This is a genomic window from Streptomyces griseiscabiei (genome assembly GCF_020010925.1).
GTDB classification, from domain to species: Bacteria; Actinomycetota; Actinomycetes; order Streptomycetales; family Streptomycetaceae; genus Streptomyces; species Streptomyces griseiscabiei.
Genome location: NZ_JAGJBZ010000002.1, coordinates 1,910,993 through 1,928,109, shown reverse-complemented (window position 1 = coordinate 1,928,109; position 17,117 = coordinate 1,910,993). Strand labels below are relative to the sequence as shown.

Below are 17,117 nucleotides of genomic sequence, written 5' to 3'. Positions count from 1 at the left end.
CGTATGAGGAAACGCGACCGGACCCCGAAGACCTACACCCGGCTCACCCGTCCCCTCGTCCGTGACTCCCGCGACGAGCCCTTCCGGCCGGCGAGCTGGGAGGAGGCGCTCGACCGGGCCGCCCGGGGCATCGAGCGCAACCGCGGCGCGTTCGGCATGTTCTCCTGCGCCCGCGCCACCAACGAGATGAACTACGTGGCGCAGAAGTTCGCCCGCGTGGTCATGGGCACCAACAACGTCGACTCCTGCAACCGCACCTGTCACGCGCCGAGCGTCGCCGGACTGTCCGCCGCCTTCGGCTCCGGCGGCGGCACCTCCTCCTACGAGGAGATCGAACACACCGACGTCATCGTGATGTGGGGCTCCAACGCCCGCTTCGCGCACCCCATCTTCTTCCAGCACGTACTGAAGGGCATCCACAACGGCGCCCGGATGTACGCCGTCGACCCGCGCCGGACCTCCACCGCCGAGTGGGCCGAGAGCTGGATGGGCCTGAACGTCGGCACCGACATCCCGATGGCGCACGCGGTGGGCCGCGAGATCATCCACGCGGGCCTCGCCAACGAGGCGTTCATCGAGCGGGCTACCACCGGCTTCGAGGAGTACAAGGCGCTCGTCGAACCCTGGACGCTGTCGCTGGCCGAGAAGGTGACGGGTGTACCGGCCGTCGCCATCAGGGAGTTGGCGCACGCGTACGCCCGTGCCGAGCGCGCCCAGCTGTGCTGGACACTCGGCATCACCGAGCACCACAACGGCACCGACAACGTCCGCGCGCTGATCAACCTCTCCCTGCTGACCGGCCATGTGGGGCGCTACGCCTCGGGGTTGCAGCCGCTGCGCGGCCAGAACAACGTGCAGGGCGGCGGCGACATGGGCGCCATCCCCAACCGTCTTCCCGGCTTCCAGGACATCCTCGATCCCGGCACCCGGCTGAAGTTCGAGTCGGCGTGGGACACCGTCATCCAGCCGCACTACGGGCTGAACCTGACGGAGATGTTCGAGGCCATGGAGGAGGGCTCACTGAAGGCCGTGTACTGCGTCGGGGAGAACCCGGCGCAGTCCGAGGCCGACAGCGAGCAGGCCGTCCGGCGGATGCGGGAGCTGGACTTCCTCGTGGTCCAGGACATCTTCCTGACGAAGACCGCCGAGCTGGCCGATGTCGTGCTGCCCGCGACCGCCGGGTGGGCGGAGACGGACGGGACGACGACCAACAGCGAGCGCCGGGTGCAGCGGGTGCGCAAGGCGGTCGTCCCGCCCGGGGAGGCCCGCGAGGACATCGACATCATCTGCGACCTGGCCGCACGGCTCGGGCACGAGTGGAAGTACGCCGACGCCGAGGCCGTCTGGAACGAGCTGCGGTCGGTGTCGCCGGACCACTACGGGATGACGTACGAGCGGCTGGAGCAGGAGCAGGGCATCCAGTGGCCCTGTCCGGAGACCGACCGGCTCGAACCGACCTATCTGCACGGCAGGTTGTGGGATCCGGACCCGGCGCGGCGCGGCAGGCTCGCGCCCTTCGGGATCGTGCGGCACGATCCGCCGGTCGATCTGACGGACGAGCGGTACCCGATCCGGCTCACCACCGGACGGCGGCTCGACTCGTACAACACCGGGGTGCAGAGCGGGGGTTACGCCTCGCCGCTGCGGCGTGGGGAGTACATCGAGCTGTGCCCGGAGGACGCCGAGCGGTACGGGGTCGCGGTGGGCGAGGAGGTCCAGGTCTCCTCGCGGCGCGGTTCGGTGACGGCGCCGGTGTGGATCGACCTCGGGCTGCGGCCGGGCCTGGCCTTCATGACCATGCACTTTCCCGACGAGGTGGACACCAACCAGCTGACGATCGAGGCCAATTGCCCGATCGCGGGGACGGCCGAGTTCAAGGCCTCGGCGATCCGGATCGAGAAGCTGCCCGTCGCGACCATCGTGAGGTGACGTCAAGTGGACCTGCACTTCGGTGACAGCAAACCGACGGACGAGGAGAAGGCGGCGGTCGACGCGCTCCTCGGCCCGCCGGAGTCCTCCTGGGAGGGCGCGGACCGTACCGACGCCGATCTGCGGTGGGCGCGGGGCGGCCGGGAGGCCCGGGAGCGCCGTGATCTGCTGTTGCCGGGGCTGCACGCGATCAACGACCGGATCGGCTGGATCAGCGAGGGCGCGCTGGACTACCTCTGCCGACGGCTGACCGTGCCGCCGGCGGAGGCGTACGGCGTGGCCACCTTCTACTCGATGTTCTCCGTCAAGCCGCGTCCCGCGACCGTGCTGCACGTGTGCACGGACCTGGCGTGCGCGGCGGCCGGGGCGGCGGATCTCTGCGCCGGCGTCGAGGCCCGCCTCGGCCTCGGCAGCGGGGTCGGCGTGGAGCGCAGCCCGTGCCTCGGCCTGTGCGAGCGGGCCCCGGCCGCCCTCGCGATCAAGGCCGGGGACCCGGTGCGTACGGCGGTGGCGGCGCCCGCGTCCGTCGAGGCGGCCGTCCTCGCGGCGAGCGCGCCCGACTCGGCGGACGAGGAGCCCCCGGCCGCGATGGCGGTTCCCCAGGCCGGGGACCCTTCCTTGACCCTGCTGGGCCGGGTCGGCGTCGTCGACCCGGCCTCCCTCGACGACTACCGCGCCCACGGCGGCTACACGGCCCTGCGCCGGGCCTTCGCGCTCGGCCCCGCCGGGGTGATCCGGGAGGTCACCGACTCGGGCCTGGTCGGGCGCGGCGGCGCCGCCTTCCCCACCGGCCGCAAATGGCAGGCCACGGCGGGTCAGCCCGACCACCCCCACTACCTCGTCTGCAACGCGGACGAATCCGAGCCGGGCACCTTCAAGGACCGCGTGCTCATGGAGGGCGACCCGTTCTCGCTGGTCGAGGCGATGACGATCGCGGGGTACGTGACCGGGGCGCACAAGGGGTACCTGTATCTGCGCGGCGAGTACCCACGGGCCCTGCGCCGCCTGGAGAACGCGATCGCCCAGGCTCGCGCCCGGGGGCTGCTCGGCGACGACGTCCTCGGCCAGGGGTACGCCTTCGACATCGAGATCCGCCGCGGCGCCGGGGCCTATATCTGCGGTGAGGAGACGGCGCTCTTCAACTCCATCGAGGGCTACCGGGGCGAGCCGCGCTCCAAGCCGCCGTTCCCGGTGGAGAAGGGTCTGTTCGGCAAGCCGACGGTGGAGAACAACGTCGAGACGCTGGTCAACGTCCTGCCGGTCCTGACGATGGGCGCGCCGGCGTACGCGGCGATCGGCACCGCCCGCTCCACCGGACCCAAGCTGTTCTGTGTGTCGGGCAGCGTGGACCGGCCCGGCATCTACGAACTGCCGTTCGGCGCGACCCTCGGCGAGCTGCTGACGCTGGCCGGGGTGCGGGACCGCCTGCGGGCCGTCCTCCTCGGCGGCGCGGCCGGTGGTTTCGTCCGGCCCGACGAGCTGGACATCCCGCTCACCTTCGAGGGGACGCGGGAGGCGGGCACCACGCTCGGCTCGGGGGTGGTGATGGCCTTCGACGACACGGTCCCGCTGCCCCGGCTGCTGCTGCGGATCGCGGAGTTCTTCCGGGACGAGTCCTGCGGGCAGTGCGTGCCCTGCCGGGTGGGGACCGTACGCCAGGAGGAGGCGCTGCACCGGATCGCCGAGCGGACCGGGGCGGCCGCGGCCGACGACATCGCCCTGCTCAGGGAGGTCGGCCGCGCCATGCGGGACGCCTCGATCTGCGGTCTCGGACAGACCGCGTGGAACGCCGTGGAATCCGCGATCGACCGCTTGGGAGCGTACGAATGACCGTGATCCCGCTGGGAGTGCCGCGCCGTCTGCTGGAGTTCACCCTCGACGGGGAGCCGGTCCGTGCCCCCGAGGGCTCGACGATCCTGGACGCCTGCCGGGCCGCCGGCAAGGACGTGCCCACCCTCTGCGAGGGCGACACCCTGACCCCGAAGAACGCCTGCCGGGTCTGTGTCGTCGAGGTCGAGGGCGCCAGGACCCTCGTCCCGGCCTGCTCCCGCAAGGCCGAGCCCGGCATGGAGGTGCGCACCGACACCGAACGCGCCCGGCACAGCCGCAAGATCGTCCTCGAACTCCTCGCGTCGTCGGTCGATCTCTCGACGACCCCGAAGGTCGCGGGATGGCTCAAGGAGTACGAGGCCAAACCCGACCGCTTCGGTCCGGACGCGGCCCGGCTGAACGAGGAACCCAGGGTCGACAACGAGCTGTACGTCCGGGACTACGACAAGTGCATCCTGTGTTATAAGTGCGTGGACGCCTGTGGGGAGCAGTGGCAGAACTCGTTCGCGATCTCCGTCGTGGGCCGGGGTTTCGACGCCCGGATCGCCGTGGAGCACGACGCCCCGCTCACCGACTCCGCCTGTGTGTACTGCGGGAACTGCGTCGAGGTGTGCCCGACGGGCGCGCTGTCCTTCAAGTCGGAGTTCGACATGCGGGCGGCGGGCACCTGGGACGAGTCGGCGCAGACGGAGACGACCACGGTGTGCGCGTACTGCGGTGTGGGCTGCAACCTCACACTCCATGTGCAGGACAATGAGATCGTGAAGGTCACCTCGCCGCACGACAACCCGGTGACCCACGGCAACCTCTGCATCAAGGGCCGCTTCGGCTACCAGCACGTACAGAACCGGGACTGAGACACACATGGGACGAGTCACGGAACGACGCAAGGTGATCCGCATCCGGGACGGCGCGGTCTCCACCCGCCCGGACACGCTCGTTGCCGAGGAACCGATGGAGATCCGGCTGAACGGCAAGCCGCTCGCGATCACCATGCGCACCCCGGGCGACGACTTCGCGCTGGCGGCCGGGTTCCTGGTCAGCGAGGGGGTGCTCGCCGAGCAGTCGGACCTGCAGAACATCGTCTACTGCGCGGGAGCGACGGAGGACGGCTCGAACACCTACAACGTGGTGGACGTGCGGACCGCGCCCGGGGTCGCCGTCCCCGACATCACCCTCGAACGCAACGTGTACACGACCTCGTCCTGCGGGCTGTGCGGAAAGGCGTCGCTGGACGCCGTCCGGACGACCGCGCGCTGGCCCGTCGACGACACGCAAGGTGGCGAGACTCCCCCGGTCCGGCTCGACCCCGACCTCCTCGCGGGCCTCCCCGACCGGCTCCGCGCGGCCCAGCGGGTCTTCGACCGGACCGGGGGTCTGCACGCGGCGGCCCTGTTCAGCGAGGACGGCGAACTGCTCGACGTACGGGAGGACGTGGGCCGGCACAACGCCGTGGACAAGCTGGTGGGACGGGCCCTGCAGAGCGGGGCGCTGCCGCTGTCCCGGGCGGTGCTGCTGGTGTCGGGGCGGGCGTCGTTCGAGCTGGCGCAGAAGGCGGTGATGGCGGGGATACCGGTACTGGCGGCCGTCTCGGCGCCGTCGTCGCTCGCGGTCGACCTGGCGGCGGAGACCGGGCTGACCCTGGTGGGGTTCCTGAGGGGGGCCTCCATGAACGTGTACGCGGGCGAGCACCGTATCGCTCTGCGGGCCGCGGCCGTGAAGGGCTGACCGGCTCCCCGCGACACGGCGGCGGGGCCCCCGGCGGCGGGGAGCGCCCCCTGCGCCTCGGGGGCCCCGTCTTTTCGCGTGGCCTGTTTCGTCGCCGGGTGCGGCCCGGTGGGGCTTCTCGCGCAGTTCCCCGCGCCCCTGAAAAGCAGGGGCTGCGCCCCGTGCTTTTCAGCCCCGCCACCGGTCGCCTTCAGGCCCGCAGCCCCGTCGCCTTCAGGCCCGCAGGGGCCTGGGCTTTTGGGGGCGCGGGGAACTGCGCGACCAGCCCCCACTCACCCGCACCCGCCAACGAATCCGAAGCCCCACCCCCTGCCGCGAAAACACGCCCACCCACCCGCACGGTTCTTGTGAGCCCCCTGAACCCCCGCGTACCGTCTGTGGCCGCACATCGGACGTGGGACGTCCGATGTCCCACACCCGGACGGATGAAGGGCTGGCCGCACCGTGCCGTCGAGTCTTCGCGCACGCCTCAGATCCCCCCTCGAATCCTCACTCACCTCCCCCCTCTCCCCCCTCATCGCGGTACTCACCACCACCGCCCTCCTCACCCTCGCCCACCCGGCCGGGGCCGAGCCCCGACAGTCGGCGACCGCCTCGGCCGAGTTCGAGCAGCAGGTCCTCTTCAAGGCCTCGCAGGACCCCGGCTACGCCTGCTTCCGGATCCCGGCGGTCGTCCGGACGACCGAGGGAACCCTGCTCGCCTTCGCCGAGGGCCGCGTACTGAACTGCGGGGACGCGGCGGACATAGACCTCGTGGTCAAGCGGTCCACGGACGGCGGCCGTACCTGGGGCCCGCTGCGGGTGGTCAACGAGGGCGACGGCGACACCCACGGGAACCCCGCCCCGGTCGTCGACCGCGAGACCGGCCGCGTCCTGCTGACGGAGACGTACAACACGGGCCGTCTGGACAGCGCGAGCTGCGACGTCCCCTGTGACCGGACCCCGCATCTGCAGTACAGCGACGACGACGGGCTGACCTGGTCCGAGCCGCGCAGTCTGCGCGACCAGATCCGCCCGGCCGGGTGGAACTCCTGGTACGCCACCGGCCCTGTGCACGGCATCCAGCTCACCCAGGGCCGACACGCGGGCCGGCTCGTGCTCGGGGTGAACGCCGAGAGCTGGGCGGACGGCCGGGTCACCGCCAACCACGCGGCGCTCGTGACCAGCGACGACGGCGGGGACACCTGGAAGGTCGGCGCCACGGACACCTGGCCTATCGCGGCCGACGGCACCTTCCGCCAGAAGCCCTCGGAGCTGACCCTGACCGAGCGCGCGCACGGCACGGTGCTCGTCAGCGGACGCGAGCAGGACGGCACCGACCTGGGCCATCGCAGCCAGACGATCAGCCGGGACGGCGGCACCACCTTCGCCGAGCCCTTCCGGGCGCTCCCGGACCTGTACACACCGCAGGTCCAGGGTTCGCTGCTGCGGCTGGGCGACCGGATGCTGCTGGCCGCCCCGGCGGACCCCGACCGCCGCCGGACCATGGCGGTCCGCTCCTCGTACGACGGCGGACGCACCTGGGAGAGCGTGGACCGGGGCACGGTCGTCACCACCGACTGGTCCGGCTACTCGGACCTGGTCAGGATCGACGCCGGGGAGGGCGGCAACGATGTCGTCGGACTGCTGTACGAGGGCGGTGCGGTCGACGCCCGGGACGAGATCCGCTTCGCCCGGTTCACGGAGGACTGGCTGACACCGCGCCGGGGCCCGGACCCGACGACACCCGACCGGGCGCCCGGTGGCAGGCCGGCGGCCGTGCTCGGCGGGGCCCGGCCCACGGACGGGGTGTTCGGCGGCGCGCTCGACTTCGACGGCGCCGACGACGCCGTACGACTGCCCTACCGGCCCCAACTTCCCCTCGGTACCAAAGACTTCACCGCCTCGCTGTGGTTCCGGTACTCGGCGACGACCGGGGAGCAGCCGATGCTGTGGATGGGCGGGGTCGGGACGACACAGCCGCAGGTGTGGGTGCGCGGGGAACCGGCGGCCGGGCGGCTGACCGGGCTGATCACCGTGCGGGACGGGGCCTCGCCGCCCCGGACGGCCTCGGTGCGGTCCACGGGCGCGTACAACGACGGGCAGTGGCACCGGCTGGTGCTGCGGCGGGGCGGCGGGGCGCTCACGCTCTTCGTCGACGGTACCCCGTTCGGCGCCCCCGACCTGCCCGGATCGGTCAGCCGCAACTCGCCGTTCGGGGTACACATCGGTCAACGGGTCGACAGCCGGGTCCACTTCACCGGCTCGATCGACGAAGTGCGGCTCTACGACCGGGCGTTGAGCGACACCGAAGTGGCCGGACTCGCCACGCCGGACGCCACGACGCGGGGCGCGATCCTGCACCTGCCCATGGACCGCGTGGACGGAGGCAACTAACGTCCCTTCCGTGCCCGACGACGCGGGAGCACGACAGCGCACGGGGGCCGGACCGGTCCTGATCCTGGCCCTGGTCCTGGCCCTCGCGGCCGTGCTGCTCACCGCCCTCCCGGACGACGACCGGGAGGGCGGCTTGGCCTGCACGGCCCGTACGGTCCGGGACTGGGACCCGGACGCCTCCCTGACCGGCGAGTTCACCCGCTACGGCGACGACGCGACCCGCACCGACGACTGGACCGGCGGCGACGGCACCCACTCGGTGCGCCTCCCGGACGGGCGGGTCCTGTGGCTGTTCTCGGACACCTATCTGGGCCAGGTGCATCCCCCGCCCAACCCGGCCGGTGAGTCGGTCACCTGGCGGGACGTCGCGACGCCGCTGGTGCGCAACTCGGCCGTGGTGATGTCCGCCGGGGGCCGTCTCGAAGCCACCCTCCCGGCGCCGGTCTTCCCCGACCCGGGCCCGCAGCGGTGGCGCTGGCCGGTGGCCGCCCGGGTCGAGCCCCGCTCCCCCGGCTCGGCCGAGAAGGTCGTACGGGTGCTGCTGTGGACCCGTACGGCCGGGCAGTCGCCGTGGATCTACGGGGTGCCGACCGCGACCGAGGTGGCCACGCTGTCGCTGCCGGAGCTGCGGCCGGAGGGGATCACGACGGTGCTGGACCAGGCGTCGGTGACCGATCCGGCCCGGCGGGTGCTGTTCGGGACGACGGCGGTGGACGCGGGCGCGTGGACGTACGTCTTCGGCGGCACCGACGCCCAGGCCGCCTCCCGGCCCACCTCGCACGCGTATGTCGCCCGGGTGCCGCGCGGCCGGCTCGGGGAGCCGGGGGCGTGGGAGTACTGGGACGGCGGGCGGTGGGCGGTGCGGGGGCGGCCGGGGGCGGTGCTCGGGAACGGGGACGACAAGGGCGTGGGCAGCGCGTTCAGCGTCGTCCGGGACGGGCGTACCTATGTGCTGCTCACCATGGCGGCGGGGACGGCGGGGCTGACGACCGTGACCGCGTACTGGGCCTGCTCCCCCACCGGGCCCTGGCACGGGCCCACCAAGGGGTTCAGTCCGCCGCTGCCGCACAGCGGGGTCGCGGCGTACAACCCGCAGACGCACCGGGCGGTCGACGGCGACGGGCGGCTGGTGCTCAGCTACGACGTCAACTGGCTGGACGCCGACGCGGCGGCGGCGCAGCTGAACATCACCCGGAACGTGTCCCTGTACCGACCGCGGTTCGTATCGCTTCGTCTCGCCGCTCCGTGACCGCCGGGTCACCCGCGTCCGCGGTGTCCTCCACCGGGTCCTTGGCGCGGCGTTTGGCGATGACCGCGCAGACCATCAGCTGCATCTGGTGGAAGAGCATCAGCGGCAGGACGGCGAGGGAGGCCTCGGGGCCGAAGAGGACGCTCGCCATGGGCAGTCCGGAGGCGAGGGACTTCTTGGAGCCGGCGAACTGGATGGCGACGCGGTCCGCCCGGCCGAAGCGCAGGGCCTTGGCGCCGTACCAGGTGAGCAGCAGCATCACCGCCAGCATGACCGCCTCGACGGCGAGGAGCCCGGCGAGCCGCAGCGGGCTGACCTGGCTCCAGATGCCGCGCACCATGCCCTCGCTGAAGGCGACGTAGACGACGAGGAGGATCGAGCCCCGGTCGACGAGGCCGAGGATCCGCTTGTGCCGGGTGACGAAGGCGCCGATCCAGCGACGGGTCAGCTGTCCGGCGGCGAACGGCACCAGCAGTTGCAGCACGATCTTCAGCAGCGAGTCGGCGGAGAACCCGCCGGCGCCGCCGCCGAGCAGCGCCGCCGCGAGCAGCGGGGTGAGGACGATGCCGGCGAGGGAGGAGAAGGAGCCCGCGCAGATCGCGGCGGGCACGTTGCCCCGGGCCATCGAGGTGAAGGCGATCGAGGACTGGACGGTGGACGGGACGAGGGTGAGGAAGAGCAGCCCGGTGTAGAGGGAGTGGCTCAGGAAGACCGGTTCGAGGCCGCGGGCCGCCAGACCCAGCAGCGGGAAGACGACGAAGGTGCAGGCGAGGACGGTGACATGGAGTCGCCAGTGCTTGAGGCCGTCGAGGGCCTCGCGGGTGGAGAGCCGGGCGCCGTAGAGGAAGAAGAGGAAGGCGATCGCGGCCGTGGACGCGCCCGACGCGACCTCGGCGGCCGTACCCCGCGCCGGGAGGAGCGCCGCGACGCCCACCGTCCCGAGCAACAGCAGGATGTACGGGTCGATCGGCATCCGACTCGGCCACTTCAGGCGTTTCACTGTGCTCCACGTGCTTTCGATGAGGTGCGTGCTCCGGGCCGGAAGGCCCCGCTCCATCGTCCTCCTCGGCCCCTTGATCGGGAATCCGTCATACCGCTCTGACTGTCATCACTTTCCGCGATAAGCGGGTAGGGTGGCGATCGTGTACGACCCCTCACACTTGCGCACCTTCCTCGCCGTGGCCCAGACCCTGAGCTTCACGCAGGCCGCCCGGCGGCTGGGGCTGCGCCAGTCCACGGTCAGCCAGCATGTGCGCCGGCTGGAGGACGCGGTGGGGCGGCAGCTGTTCTCCCGGGACACGCACTCGGTGGAGCTGACGGAGGACGGCGAGGCCATGCTCGGCTTCGCCCGCCGCCTCCTGGAGGTGCACGAGCAGGCGACGGCGTTCTTCACCGGGACCCGGCTGCGCGGGCGGCTGCGCTTCGGCGCGTCGGAGGACTTCGTGCTGACCCGGCTCCCGGAGATCCTGGAGGCGTTCCGGCACGACCATCCCGAGGTGGATCTGGAGCTGACCGTCGAGCTGTCGGGCACCCTGCACGAGCGGCTCGCGGCGGGCAAGCTCGACCTGGTGCTGGCCAAGCGCCGCCCGGAGGACCCGCGCGGCGAACCCGTGTGGACGGACCGGCTGGTGTGGATCGGCGGGGAGCGGCTCCGTCTCGACCCCGACCGCCCGGTGCCGCTGATCGTCTATCCGCCGCCGGGCATCACCCGCGCCCTGGCCCTGGAGGCGCTGGAGCGCGAGGGCCGCTCCTGGCGCGTCGCCTGCACCAGCGGCAGCCTCAACGGCCTGATCGCCGCCGCCCGCGCGGGCCTCGGTGTGATGGCGCATTCCCGTCGTCTGGTGCCCCCGGGTCTGGTCCGCGTCCCGGAGCGGGCGGGGCTGCCGGAACTGGGCGAGGTCGACTTCGTCCTCGTCCACGGCCGCCGCCCGGGAGCGGCGTCGAGCGCGGCGGACGCCCTCGCGGCGGCCATCCTCTCCGGCGGCGACCGGCTCCACGGCCGGGCACACGGAGTGTGACGGGAACGGCCACGCCCCGGGGCGGCGCCTCGTCAGACATGAGCGGTGCTCGCGTTTTCCCAGGCCAGACCGTGCACACGGGATCGCGCACCGTAACCGCGGCGTGCGGGTTCGGTGGAGATTGACTTCTCGCGGCTCACCACGGCATCGGGAATTACGCCGGAGACCTCCCCATCTGCGGGTGTTTTCCTGCGCTCCCCCGCCCGCTCCCTCCCAATGCGCCCCCTCCACAACCCTCCCGCCCGATCTCGCGGTGAGGTAGCTTTCACGCGCTGTGCGGAGCGCCACAAGGAGCGGGTTTGCGCGAGTTCACCAACCCTCCGTTGGCGTCGGCGCCACCGGTGGGCGGTCTGGCCGACGTCGTCTTCGAGTACGCCCAGGAGGACCCGACCTATATCGCCCTCGGCCGCAAGGACGAGGGGGGCGAATGGCGTGATGTGACCTCCGCCGAGTTCCGTGACGAGGTCCTCGCGCTGGCGAAAGGGCTGCTCGCGCAGGGCATCCGGTTCGGCGACCGGGTCGCCGTCATGTGCCGTACGCGCTACGAGTGGACCCTGTTCGACTACGCGCTGTGGACCGTCGGCGCCCAGGTCGTCCCCGTCTATCCGACCTCCTCCGCCGAGCAGGTCTTCTGGATGCTGTACGACTCCCAGTGCACGGCCGCCATGGTCGAACACGAGGACCACGCGATGACCGTGGCCACCGTCATCGACCGGCTGCCGCAGCTGCGCCGGCTCTGGCAGCTGGACGTGGGCGCGGTGCAGGAGCTGTACGAGTCGGGGGCTCATCTCGACGACGAGGTGGTGCACCGGCACCGCCGCGCGGTGACCCCCGAGTCGATCGCGACGATCATCTACACCTCCGGCACCACGGGCCGCCCCAAGGGCTGTGTGATCTCGCACGCCAACTTCATGGTCGAGGCGGACACGGTCATCGAGCGCTGGGCGCCGCTGTTCAAGTCCCGCAAGGGTGACGAGGCGGCGACGCTGCTGTTCCTGCCGCTCGCCCATGTCTTCGGGCGGATGGTGCAGGTCGCGGGCATCCGGGGGAAGGTCAAGTTCGGCCATCAGCCGCAGCTCAACGCGGCCGTGCTGCTGCCCGACCTGGCCGCATTCAGGCCGACGTTCTTCCTCGCGGTGCCGTACATCTTCGAGAAGGTCTTCAACGCGAGCCGGCGCAAGGCCGAGCGCGAGGGCAAGGCCGGGCCGTTCGAGAAGGCCGTCGAGGTGGCCGTGAAGTACGCGGACGCGATGGAGGCGCGGGCCTGGGGCATCGGACCCGGCCCGTCGGCGGCGCTGCGGATGCAGCACCAGTTCTTCGACAAGGTCGTCTACGGCAAGATCCGCGAGGCCATGGGCGGCCGGATCAAGTACGCGATGTCCGGCGGCTCGGCGATGGACCGGCGGCTCGGGCTGTTCTTCGCGGGCGCGGGCGTCCATATCTTCGAGGGGTACGGCCTGACGGAGTGCACGGCCGCCGCGACCGCCAACCCGCCGGAGCGCACCCGGTACGGCACGGTCGGCCAGGCCATCCCGGGCATGACCGTGCACATCGCGGACGACGGCGAGATCTGGCTGCGCGGCCCCAATGTCTTCCAGGGCTATCTGAACAACCCCAAGGCCACCGACGAGACCCTGCACGACGGCTGGCTCGCCACCGGTGACCTGGGCTCCCTCGACGAGGACGGCTATCTCACCATCACCGGGCGCAAGAAGGAGATCCTGGTGACCTCGGGCGGCAAGAGCGTCTCCCCGGCGATCCTGGAGGAGCGGGTGCGCGACCATCCGCTGGTCGCGCAGTGCATCGTCGTCGGCAACGACCGCCCGTACATCGCCGCCCTGGTCACCCTGGACGGGGAGGCCGTGGAGCACTGGCTACAGATGCACAACAAGGCGAAGCTGTCCCCGGCGGAGCTGGTGCGCGATCCGGAGCTGGAGACCGAGGTGCGGCGGGCGGTGGTCGCCGCCAACACCCTGGTCTCGCAGGCCGAGTCGATCCGTACCTTCCGGATTCTCGCGCACCAGTTCACCGAGGAGCACGGTCTGCTGACGCCGTCGCTGAAGCTGAAGCGGAAGGCGATCGAGAAGGCGTACGGGACCGAGGTGGAGGCGCTGTACCGGGCGTGAGACTCCTCCGGGACCCCAACCCCCTCCGTCTTCACACCAGTTGGTACCCCTTCATGTTCCGCAGCAGCAGATGGCAGTTCTGCAGGGAGCCCGAGGTGTCGCCCAGGGAGCGGTAGATGCCCCACTTGGGGCGCAGCCGGTCGGCGAGGAAGGTGTCGACGCCGGAGCGGGAGACGTCGATGAGCGTGGTCGAGCCCTTCTTGAGTATCCAGCGCACCGAACCGGCCGAGCCGTTGCCGACCTTGACCTGGAAGTCGACGTCGGTCCAGGAGTTGTGCAGCGGCGCCAGATCCGTGCGGCCGATCAGGATGTCGTCGATCGGCAGCTTCAGTTCGATGGTCTGCGCCCCGTTCACCCGGCGCAGCGACTGCACGACGAGCGGGGAGGTACCGGCGCCGGGCTGCTTCATCTGCATGATGTGCGTGAAGCTGGTGGTCGCCTTCAGCGAGGTCGGGATGTACATCTGGTAGGTGACGCGCCAGGTCTGCCCCTCGGTCCAGCGCAGGAAACCGCTGCTCGTGCGCAGCCCGGTGACCTCGTGGCGCTGGCGGTCGGTGGAGGTGTCCCGGTCGACGGTGTGCATGTCGAACCGCCAGGTGTCGCCGGTGGCGTAGATGTGCGGCGCGGCGGAGGTGTGCGAGTCCGCGCGGTCGTCCTCCAGGGTCTCGAAGGCGCGCAGCCCGTCGGCGCCCGCCGACGGAGACCACTTCAACTGCCAGGAGGCGGCGTGCGCGGCGGGGGCCGGCAGACCGACGGCGACCGCGGCGGCGCCGCCGAGCGTGGCGCCGAGGAGGTTCCTTCGTGTGGGGGTCATGAGCCATCCATTCACGTATGTGACCATAATTCACCGACGTGTGATGCGGCAGAGGACAGACTCCCCGCGTGACCGTGTTCGGTCAATGGTCCAGACCGATACTGTCGTACCGCCGGATCCATTTCCGGCCAATCTGCGGTCCGGGCTGTGATTCGGGTCGCGAGCGGCCCGCCCAGGAATGCATCACGGGCCGTGATCGTTGACGATGGGAAGCACCAACCGACGACTTAAGGATCGAGAGCTCGTGAGCAGCAAGGTCCCCCCGATCATCCTGAACAACGGCGTCGAGATGCCCCAGCTGGGCTTCGGCGTGTGGCAGGTGCCGGACGACGAGGCCGAGCAGGCGGTCACCACCGCGCTGGAGGCCGGCTACCGCAGCATCGACACGGCCGCGATCTACGGCAACGAGGAGGGCACCGGCAAGGCCCTCGCCAAGGCGGGCGTCGCCCGTGAGGACCTCTTCGTCACCACCAAGCTCTGGAACAGCGACCAGGGCTACGACTCCACCCTCCGCGCCTTCGACACCTCCCTCGACAAGCTCGGCCTGGAGTACGTGGACCTGTACCTGATCCACTGGCCGGTGCCGGCCCGGGGCACGTTCGTCGACACCTACAAGGCGTTCGAGAAGCTCTACGCCGACGGGCGCGCCAAGGCCATCGGTGTCTCCAACTTCCTTCCGGAGCACCTGGAGACACTGATCGAGGCCACGAACGTCATCCCGGCCGTCAACCAGATCGAGCTGCACCCGCACCTCCAGCAGCTCGCGGCCCGTGAGTACCACGCGCAGCAGGGCATCGCCACCGAGGCGTGGTCGCCGCTCGGCCAGGGCAAGGGCCTCCTGGAGGTCCCGGCGATCATCGCGATCGCGCAGAAGCACGGCCGCACCCCGGCCCAGGTGGTGCTGCGCTGGCACCTCCAGCTGGGCAATGTGGTCATCCCCAAGTCCGTGACCCCGTCCCGGATCAAGGAGAACATCGAGGTCTTCGACTTCTCCCTGGACACCGAGGACATCGCCGCGATCAGCGCGCTGAACGAGGACCGGCGTATCGGCCCGGACCCGGCGGCGTTCAACGAGGCCTGAGGCGGGGCTTCGGCCGCCACCCGTTCACCGAGAGGCACGAGACCGAGACCGCCCGTCGGACCCGTCCGACGGGCGGTCTCTCATGTCTCAGACCGGCTGCCCGATCGGCCGTACGACCACGGTGTTGATGTCGACCCCCGCGGGCTGCCGGATCGCCCACACCACGGAGTCGGCGATCTGGTCGGCGGTGAGGAGATGGCCCGGCGGGAGACTGCCGTAGGCGTCCCAGAACGGGGTCTCCACCCGGCCGGGCGCGATCAGGGTCACGCCGACGCCCCACTCGGTGACCTGCCGCCGGGTGTTCTCGGCGAGCCCGGTCACCGCCCACTTGGTGGCCCCGTAGATGTTGCCGGGGCCATGGATGAACCCGGCGACGCTGCCGACCAGCATGATCCGCCCCCGGGTCTCCTTGAGGGCGTCGATCGAGGCCCGGATCAGCAGGGCCGGGCCGAGGACATTGGTCAGCACCATCTCCGGCCACCCGGCGGGGTCCCCCTCGGCGACCGTGTCATGGGTGCCGAACCCGGCGTTGGCGAGGACGGTGTCGATCCGCCCGAACTCCTTCAGCGTGGCGTCCACCGCCGCCCGGACGTCCGCGTACTCGGCCGCGTGGCCCGGCAGCGTCAACAACCCCTCCGGATCGCCGAGTTCGGCGGCGAACGCCCGCAACCGGTCGGCCCCGCGCCCGGTGACGGCCACCCGGTGGCCGAGGTCGAGCAGCTGCCGGGCGACGGCGGCCCCGATACCGCTGGAGCCGCCGGTGATCAGCGCGACTGGTGCGTCGGTCATGGTTGTCCCCCTGTGGTTCCGGCTGTGCTTCCGGCCGAGCGGCTGGACTCCGATCGGCGTACGGAGTCCATCACTTGGAGCGCTCTCGAAGTCAAGTGCGGTCGGAACAGGGGAATTTCAGCGGGCAGTTCGGCGGGCGCCCAGGCGCGCACTCACCGCCGCGTCGCCACATGCACCGTGTGGGCCGCGAGGACGAAGAGGTCCGTGCGGTGGTACAGACCCGCCTTGTCGTCGGGGTCGAGGAGCCGGTCGAGGGTGGCGAGGTCGCCGGCGTCGAGGAAGTCCGCGAGCATGCCCCGGCCGCGCCGGAACTGGTCGACGGCGTAGGCGCGGGCGGCCTCCGGGACCGGGGCCGGCAGGTCCAGCAGGAAGGTGCGGGAGGTGGCCTCGCGCAGCCCCACGGCGGTGAGCAGCCCCGGCCAGTCCTCGATCTCCGGGACGCTGCCGGGCTGCGCGGCCCGCATCTCGCTGAACCACCGGTCCTCCGCCGCGTCCAGCCGGGACTGCAGCCCGGGGCGCCCGATGCCGATGTCGCGCGGCAGGAAGCGGGAGGGCAGCCCGCCCTCGACGAGGGCCAGGGTGCCGCCGGGGGCGAGGCGTTCGGCGAAGGCGGCGAGGGCGGCACGCTGGTCGCCGAGGTGATGCAGGCTGCGGCTGGCCCAGAGCAGATCGGCGGGGTAGTCCAAGTCGCCGAGTCCGTCCGGCAGTTCGGCCTCAAGAATGTCGAACCGGTCGGCGAGGCCCTGGTGTTCGGCGCGGGCGCGGGCCCGCTCCAGCAGGGGCCCGGAACCGTCGAGGGCGACGATCCTGGCGCCGGGGAACCGCTCGGCCAGCAGACAGCTCACCACCCCCGGGCCGCTGCCGACGTCGACGACCAGTCCTGGTTCGGGCTGCCGCGCGGCGACCCAGGCGGCGGCCTGCCGGTTCAGCGGCGCGAACAGCTCCGCCTGCCCCTCCAGATGCTCGGCCAGCGCGGCCCAGTCGAGGTCGGTGTGGTGCTGATGACTGTGATCGTGCCCATGACCGTGGTCGTGGCCGTGGCCTTGCGTGTGCCGACCCTGGCCGTGGTGGTGCTGTCCCATGTCGGTGAGCCTCTCTTCCGGGTGCCGTCAGCTTGCTCCGACGCACCGGAGAACGGCCACCCTTCTTGCGGTATCGGCAAATCAGCTGTGCCGAT

At 71.5% G+C, this 17,117-nt stretch carries 13 protein-coding genes; 9 read left to right on the top strand and 4 right to left on the bottom strand.

Features of this window, described 5'->3' with window-relative positions; genetic code table 11:
* Window positions 1-3: 3 nt before the first annotated feature.
* From J8M51_RS25795 to J8M51_RS25770, 6 genes are all read left to right on the top strand, one after another.
* Window positions 4-1,929 (top strand): molybdopterin oxidoreductase family protein, encoded by a 1,926-nt coding sequence (locus J8M51_RS25795; RefSeq protein ID WP_086751362.1) that lies wholly within the window; start codon window positions 4-6, stop codon window positions 1,927-1,929.
* Window positions 1,930-1,935: 6 nt separating this feature from the next.
* Window positions 1,936-3,759, top strand: coding sequence for an NAD(P)H-dependent oxidoreductase subunit E (locus J8M51_RS25790; protein ID WP_086751364.1), 1,824 nt, complete (start codon window positions 1,936-1,938; stop codon window positions 3,757-3,759).
* Window positions 3,756-4,616 (top strand): 2Fe-2S iron-sulfur cluster-binding protein, encoded by an 861-nt coding sequence (locus J8M51_RS25785; protein WP_086751366.1) that lies wholly within the window; start codon window positions 3,756-3,758, stop codon window positions 4,614-4,616. Before J8M51_RS25790 ends, J8M51_RS25785 begins: the two co-directional genes overlap by 4 nt.
* A 7-nt stretch (window positions 4,617-4,623) precedes the next feature.
* Window positions 4,624-5,487, top strand: a complete 864-nt coding sequence (gene fdhD / locus J8M51_RS25780) for a formate dehydrogenase accessory sulfurtransferase FdhD (RefSeq protein ID WP_086751368.1) — start codon at window positions 4,624-4,626, stop codon at window positions 5,485-5,487.
* Window positions 5,488-5,931: 444 nt separating this feature from the next.
* Complete coding sequence (locus J8M51_RS25775) at window positions 5,932-7,863, top strand: sialidase family protein (protein ID WP_267299506.1); 1,932 nt, start codon at window positions 5,932-5,934, stop codon at window positions 7,861-7,863.
* A gap of 10 nt (window positions 7,864-7,873) precedes the next feature.
* Window positions 7,874-9,112, top strand: a complete 1,239-nt coding sequence (locus tag J8M51_RS25770; protein WP_267299505.1) for a hypothetical protein — start codon at window positions 7,874-7,876, stop codon at window positions 9,110-9,112.
* On the opposite strand, the gene J8M51_RS25765 is transcribed toward J8M51_RS25770, so the two are convergent.
* On the bottom strand, window positions 9,051-10,085 hold the full coding sequence (locus J8M51_RS25765) for a bile acid:sodium symporter family protein (protein ID WP_267299504.1): 1,035 nt from the start codon (window positions 10,083-10,085) through the stop codon (window positions 9,051-9,053). The two genes, J8M51_RS25770 and J8M51_RS25765, sit on opposite strands and share 62 nt — an antisense overlap.
* A gap of 169 nt (window positions 10,086-10,254) precedes the next feature.
* On the opposite strand from J8M51_RS25765, the gene J8M51_RS25760 reads away from it, so the two are divergent.
* The gene (locus tag J8M51_RS25760) at window positions 10,255-11,130 is read left to right on the top strand and encodes a LysR substrate-binding domain-containing protein (RefSeq protein WP_086759586.1); all 876 of its coding nucleotides are present in this window, start codon (window positions 10,255-10,257) and stop codon (window positions 11,128-11,130) included.
* 299 nt (window positions 11,131-11,429) lie between these two features.
* Window positions 11,430-13,256, top strand: a complete 1,827-nt coding sequence (locus tag J8M51_RS25755; protein WP_086759584.1) for an AMP-dependent synthetase/ligase — start codon at window positions 11,430-11,432, stop codon at window positions 13,254-13,256.
* Window positions 13,257-13,287: 31 nt separating this feature from the next.
* Here J8M51_RS25755 and J8M51_RS25750 read toward each other — a convergent pair whose 3' ends face one another.
* Window positions 13,288-14,070, bottom strand: a complete 783-nt coding sequence (locus tag J8M51_RS25750; RefSeq protein WP_086759582.1) for a Tat pathway signal sequence domain protein — start codon at window positions 14,068-14,070, stop codon at window positions 13,288-13,290.
* A gap of 244 nt (window positions 14,071-14,314) precedes the next feature.
* Between J8M51_RS25750 and J8M51_RS25745 the strand changes: the two genes are divergently transcribed.
* Window positions 14,315-15,151 (top strand): aldo/keto reductase, encoded by an 837-nt coding sequence (locus J8M51_RS25745; RefSeq protein ID WP_086759581.1) that lies wholly within the window; start codon window positions 14,315-14,317, stop codon window positions 15,149-15,151.
* Between the two features lie 87 nt (window positions 15,152-15,238).
* Here the strand turns inward: J8M51_RS25745 and J8M51_RS25740 are convergent, their stop codons facing one another.
* Window positions 15,239-15,940 carry an SDR family oxidoreductase gene (locus J8M51_RS25740; RefSeq protein ID WP_086759579.1) on the bottom strand — a complete coding sequence of 234 codons (702 nt, stop codon included), beginning with the start codon at window positions 15,938-15,940 and terminating at the stop codon, window positions 15,239-15,241.
* 152 nt (window positions 15,941-16,092) lie between these two features.
* Entirely contained in the window at window positions 16,093-17,022 is a 930-nt protein-coding gene (locus J8M51_RS25735; protein WP_086759578.1) for a class I SAM-dependent methyltransferase, read from the bottom strand.
* Window positions 17,023-17,117: the final 95 nt, after the last annotated feature.

Coding starts and splice junctions, on each gene's coding strand:
- J8M51_RS25740 (WP_086759579.1), bottom strand. CDS start 15,940: ATGACCGACGCACCAGTCGCGCTGATCACCGGCGGCTCCAGCGGTATC.
- J8M51_RS25750 (WP_086759582.1), bottom strand. CDS start 14,070: ATGACCCCCACACGAAGGAACCTCCTCGGCGCCACGCTCGGCGGCGCC.
- J8M51_RS25795 (WP_086751362.1), top strand. CDS start 4: ATGAGGAAACGCGACCGGACCCCGAAGACCTACACCCGGCTCACCCGT.
- J8M51_RS25735 (WP_086759578.1), bottom strand. CDS start 17,022: ATGGGACAGCACCACCACGGCCAGGGTCGGCACACGCAAGGCCACGGC.
- fdhD (WP_086751368.1), top strand. CDS start 4,624: ATGGGACGAGTCACGGAACGACGCAAGGTGATCCGCATCCGGGACGGC.
- J8M51_RS25785 (WP_086751366.1), top strand. CDS start 3,756: ATGACCGTGATCCCGCTGGGAGTGCCGCGCCGTCTGCTGGAGTTCACC.
- J8M51_RS25765 (WP_267299504.1), bottom strand. CDS start 10,085: ATGCCGATCGACCCGTACATCCTGCTGTTGCTCGGGACGGTGGGCGTC.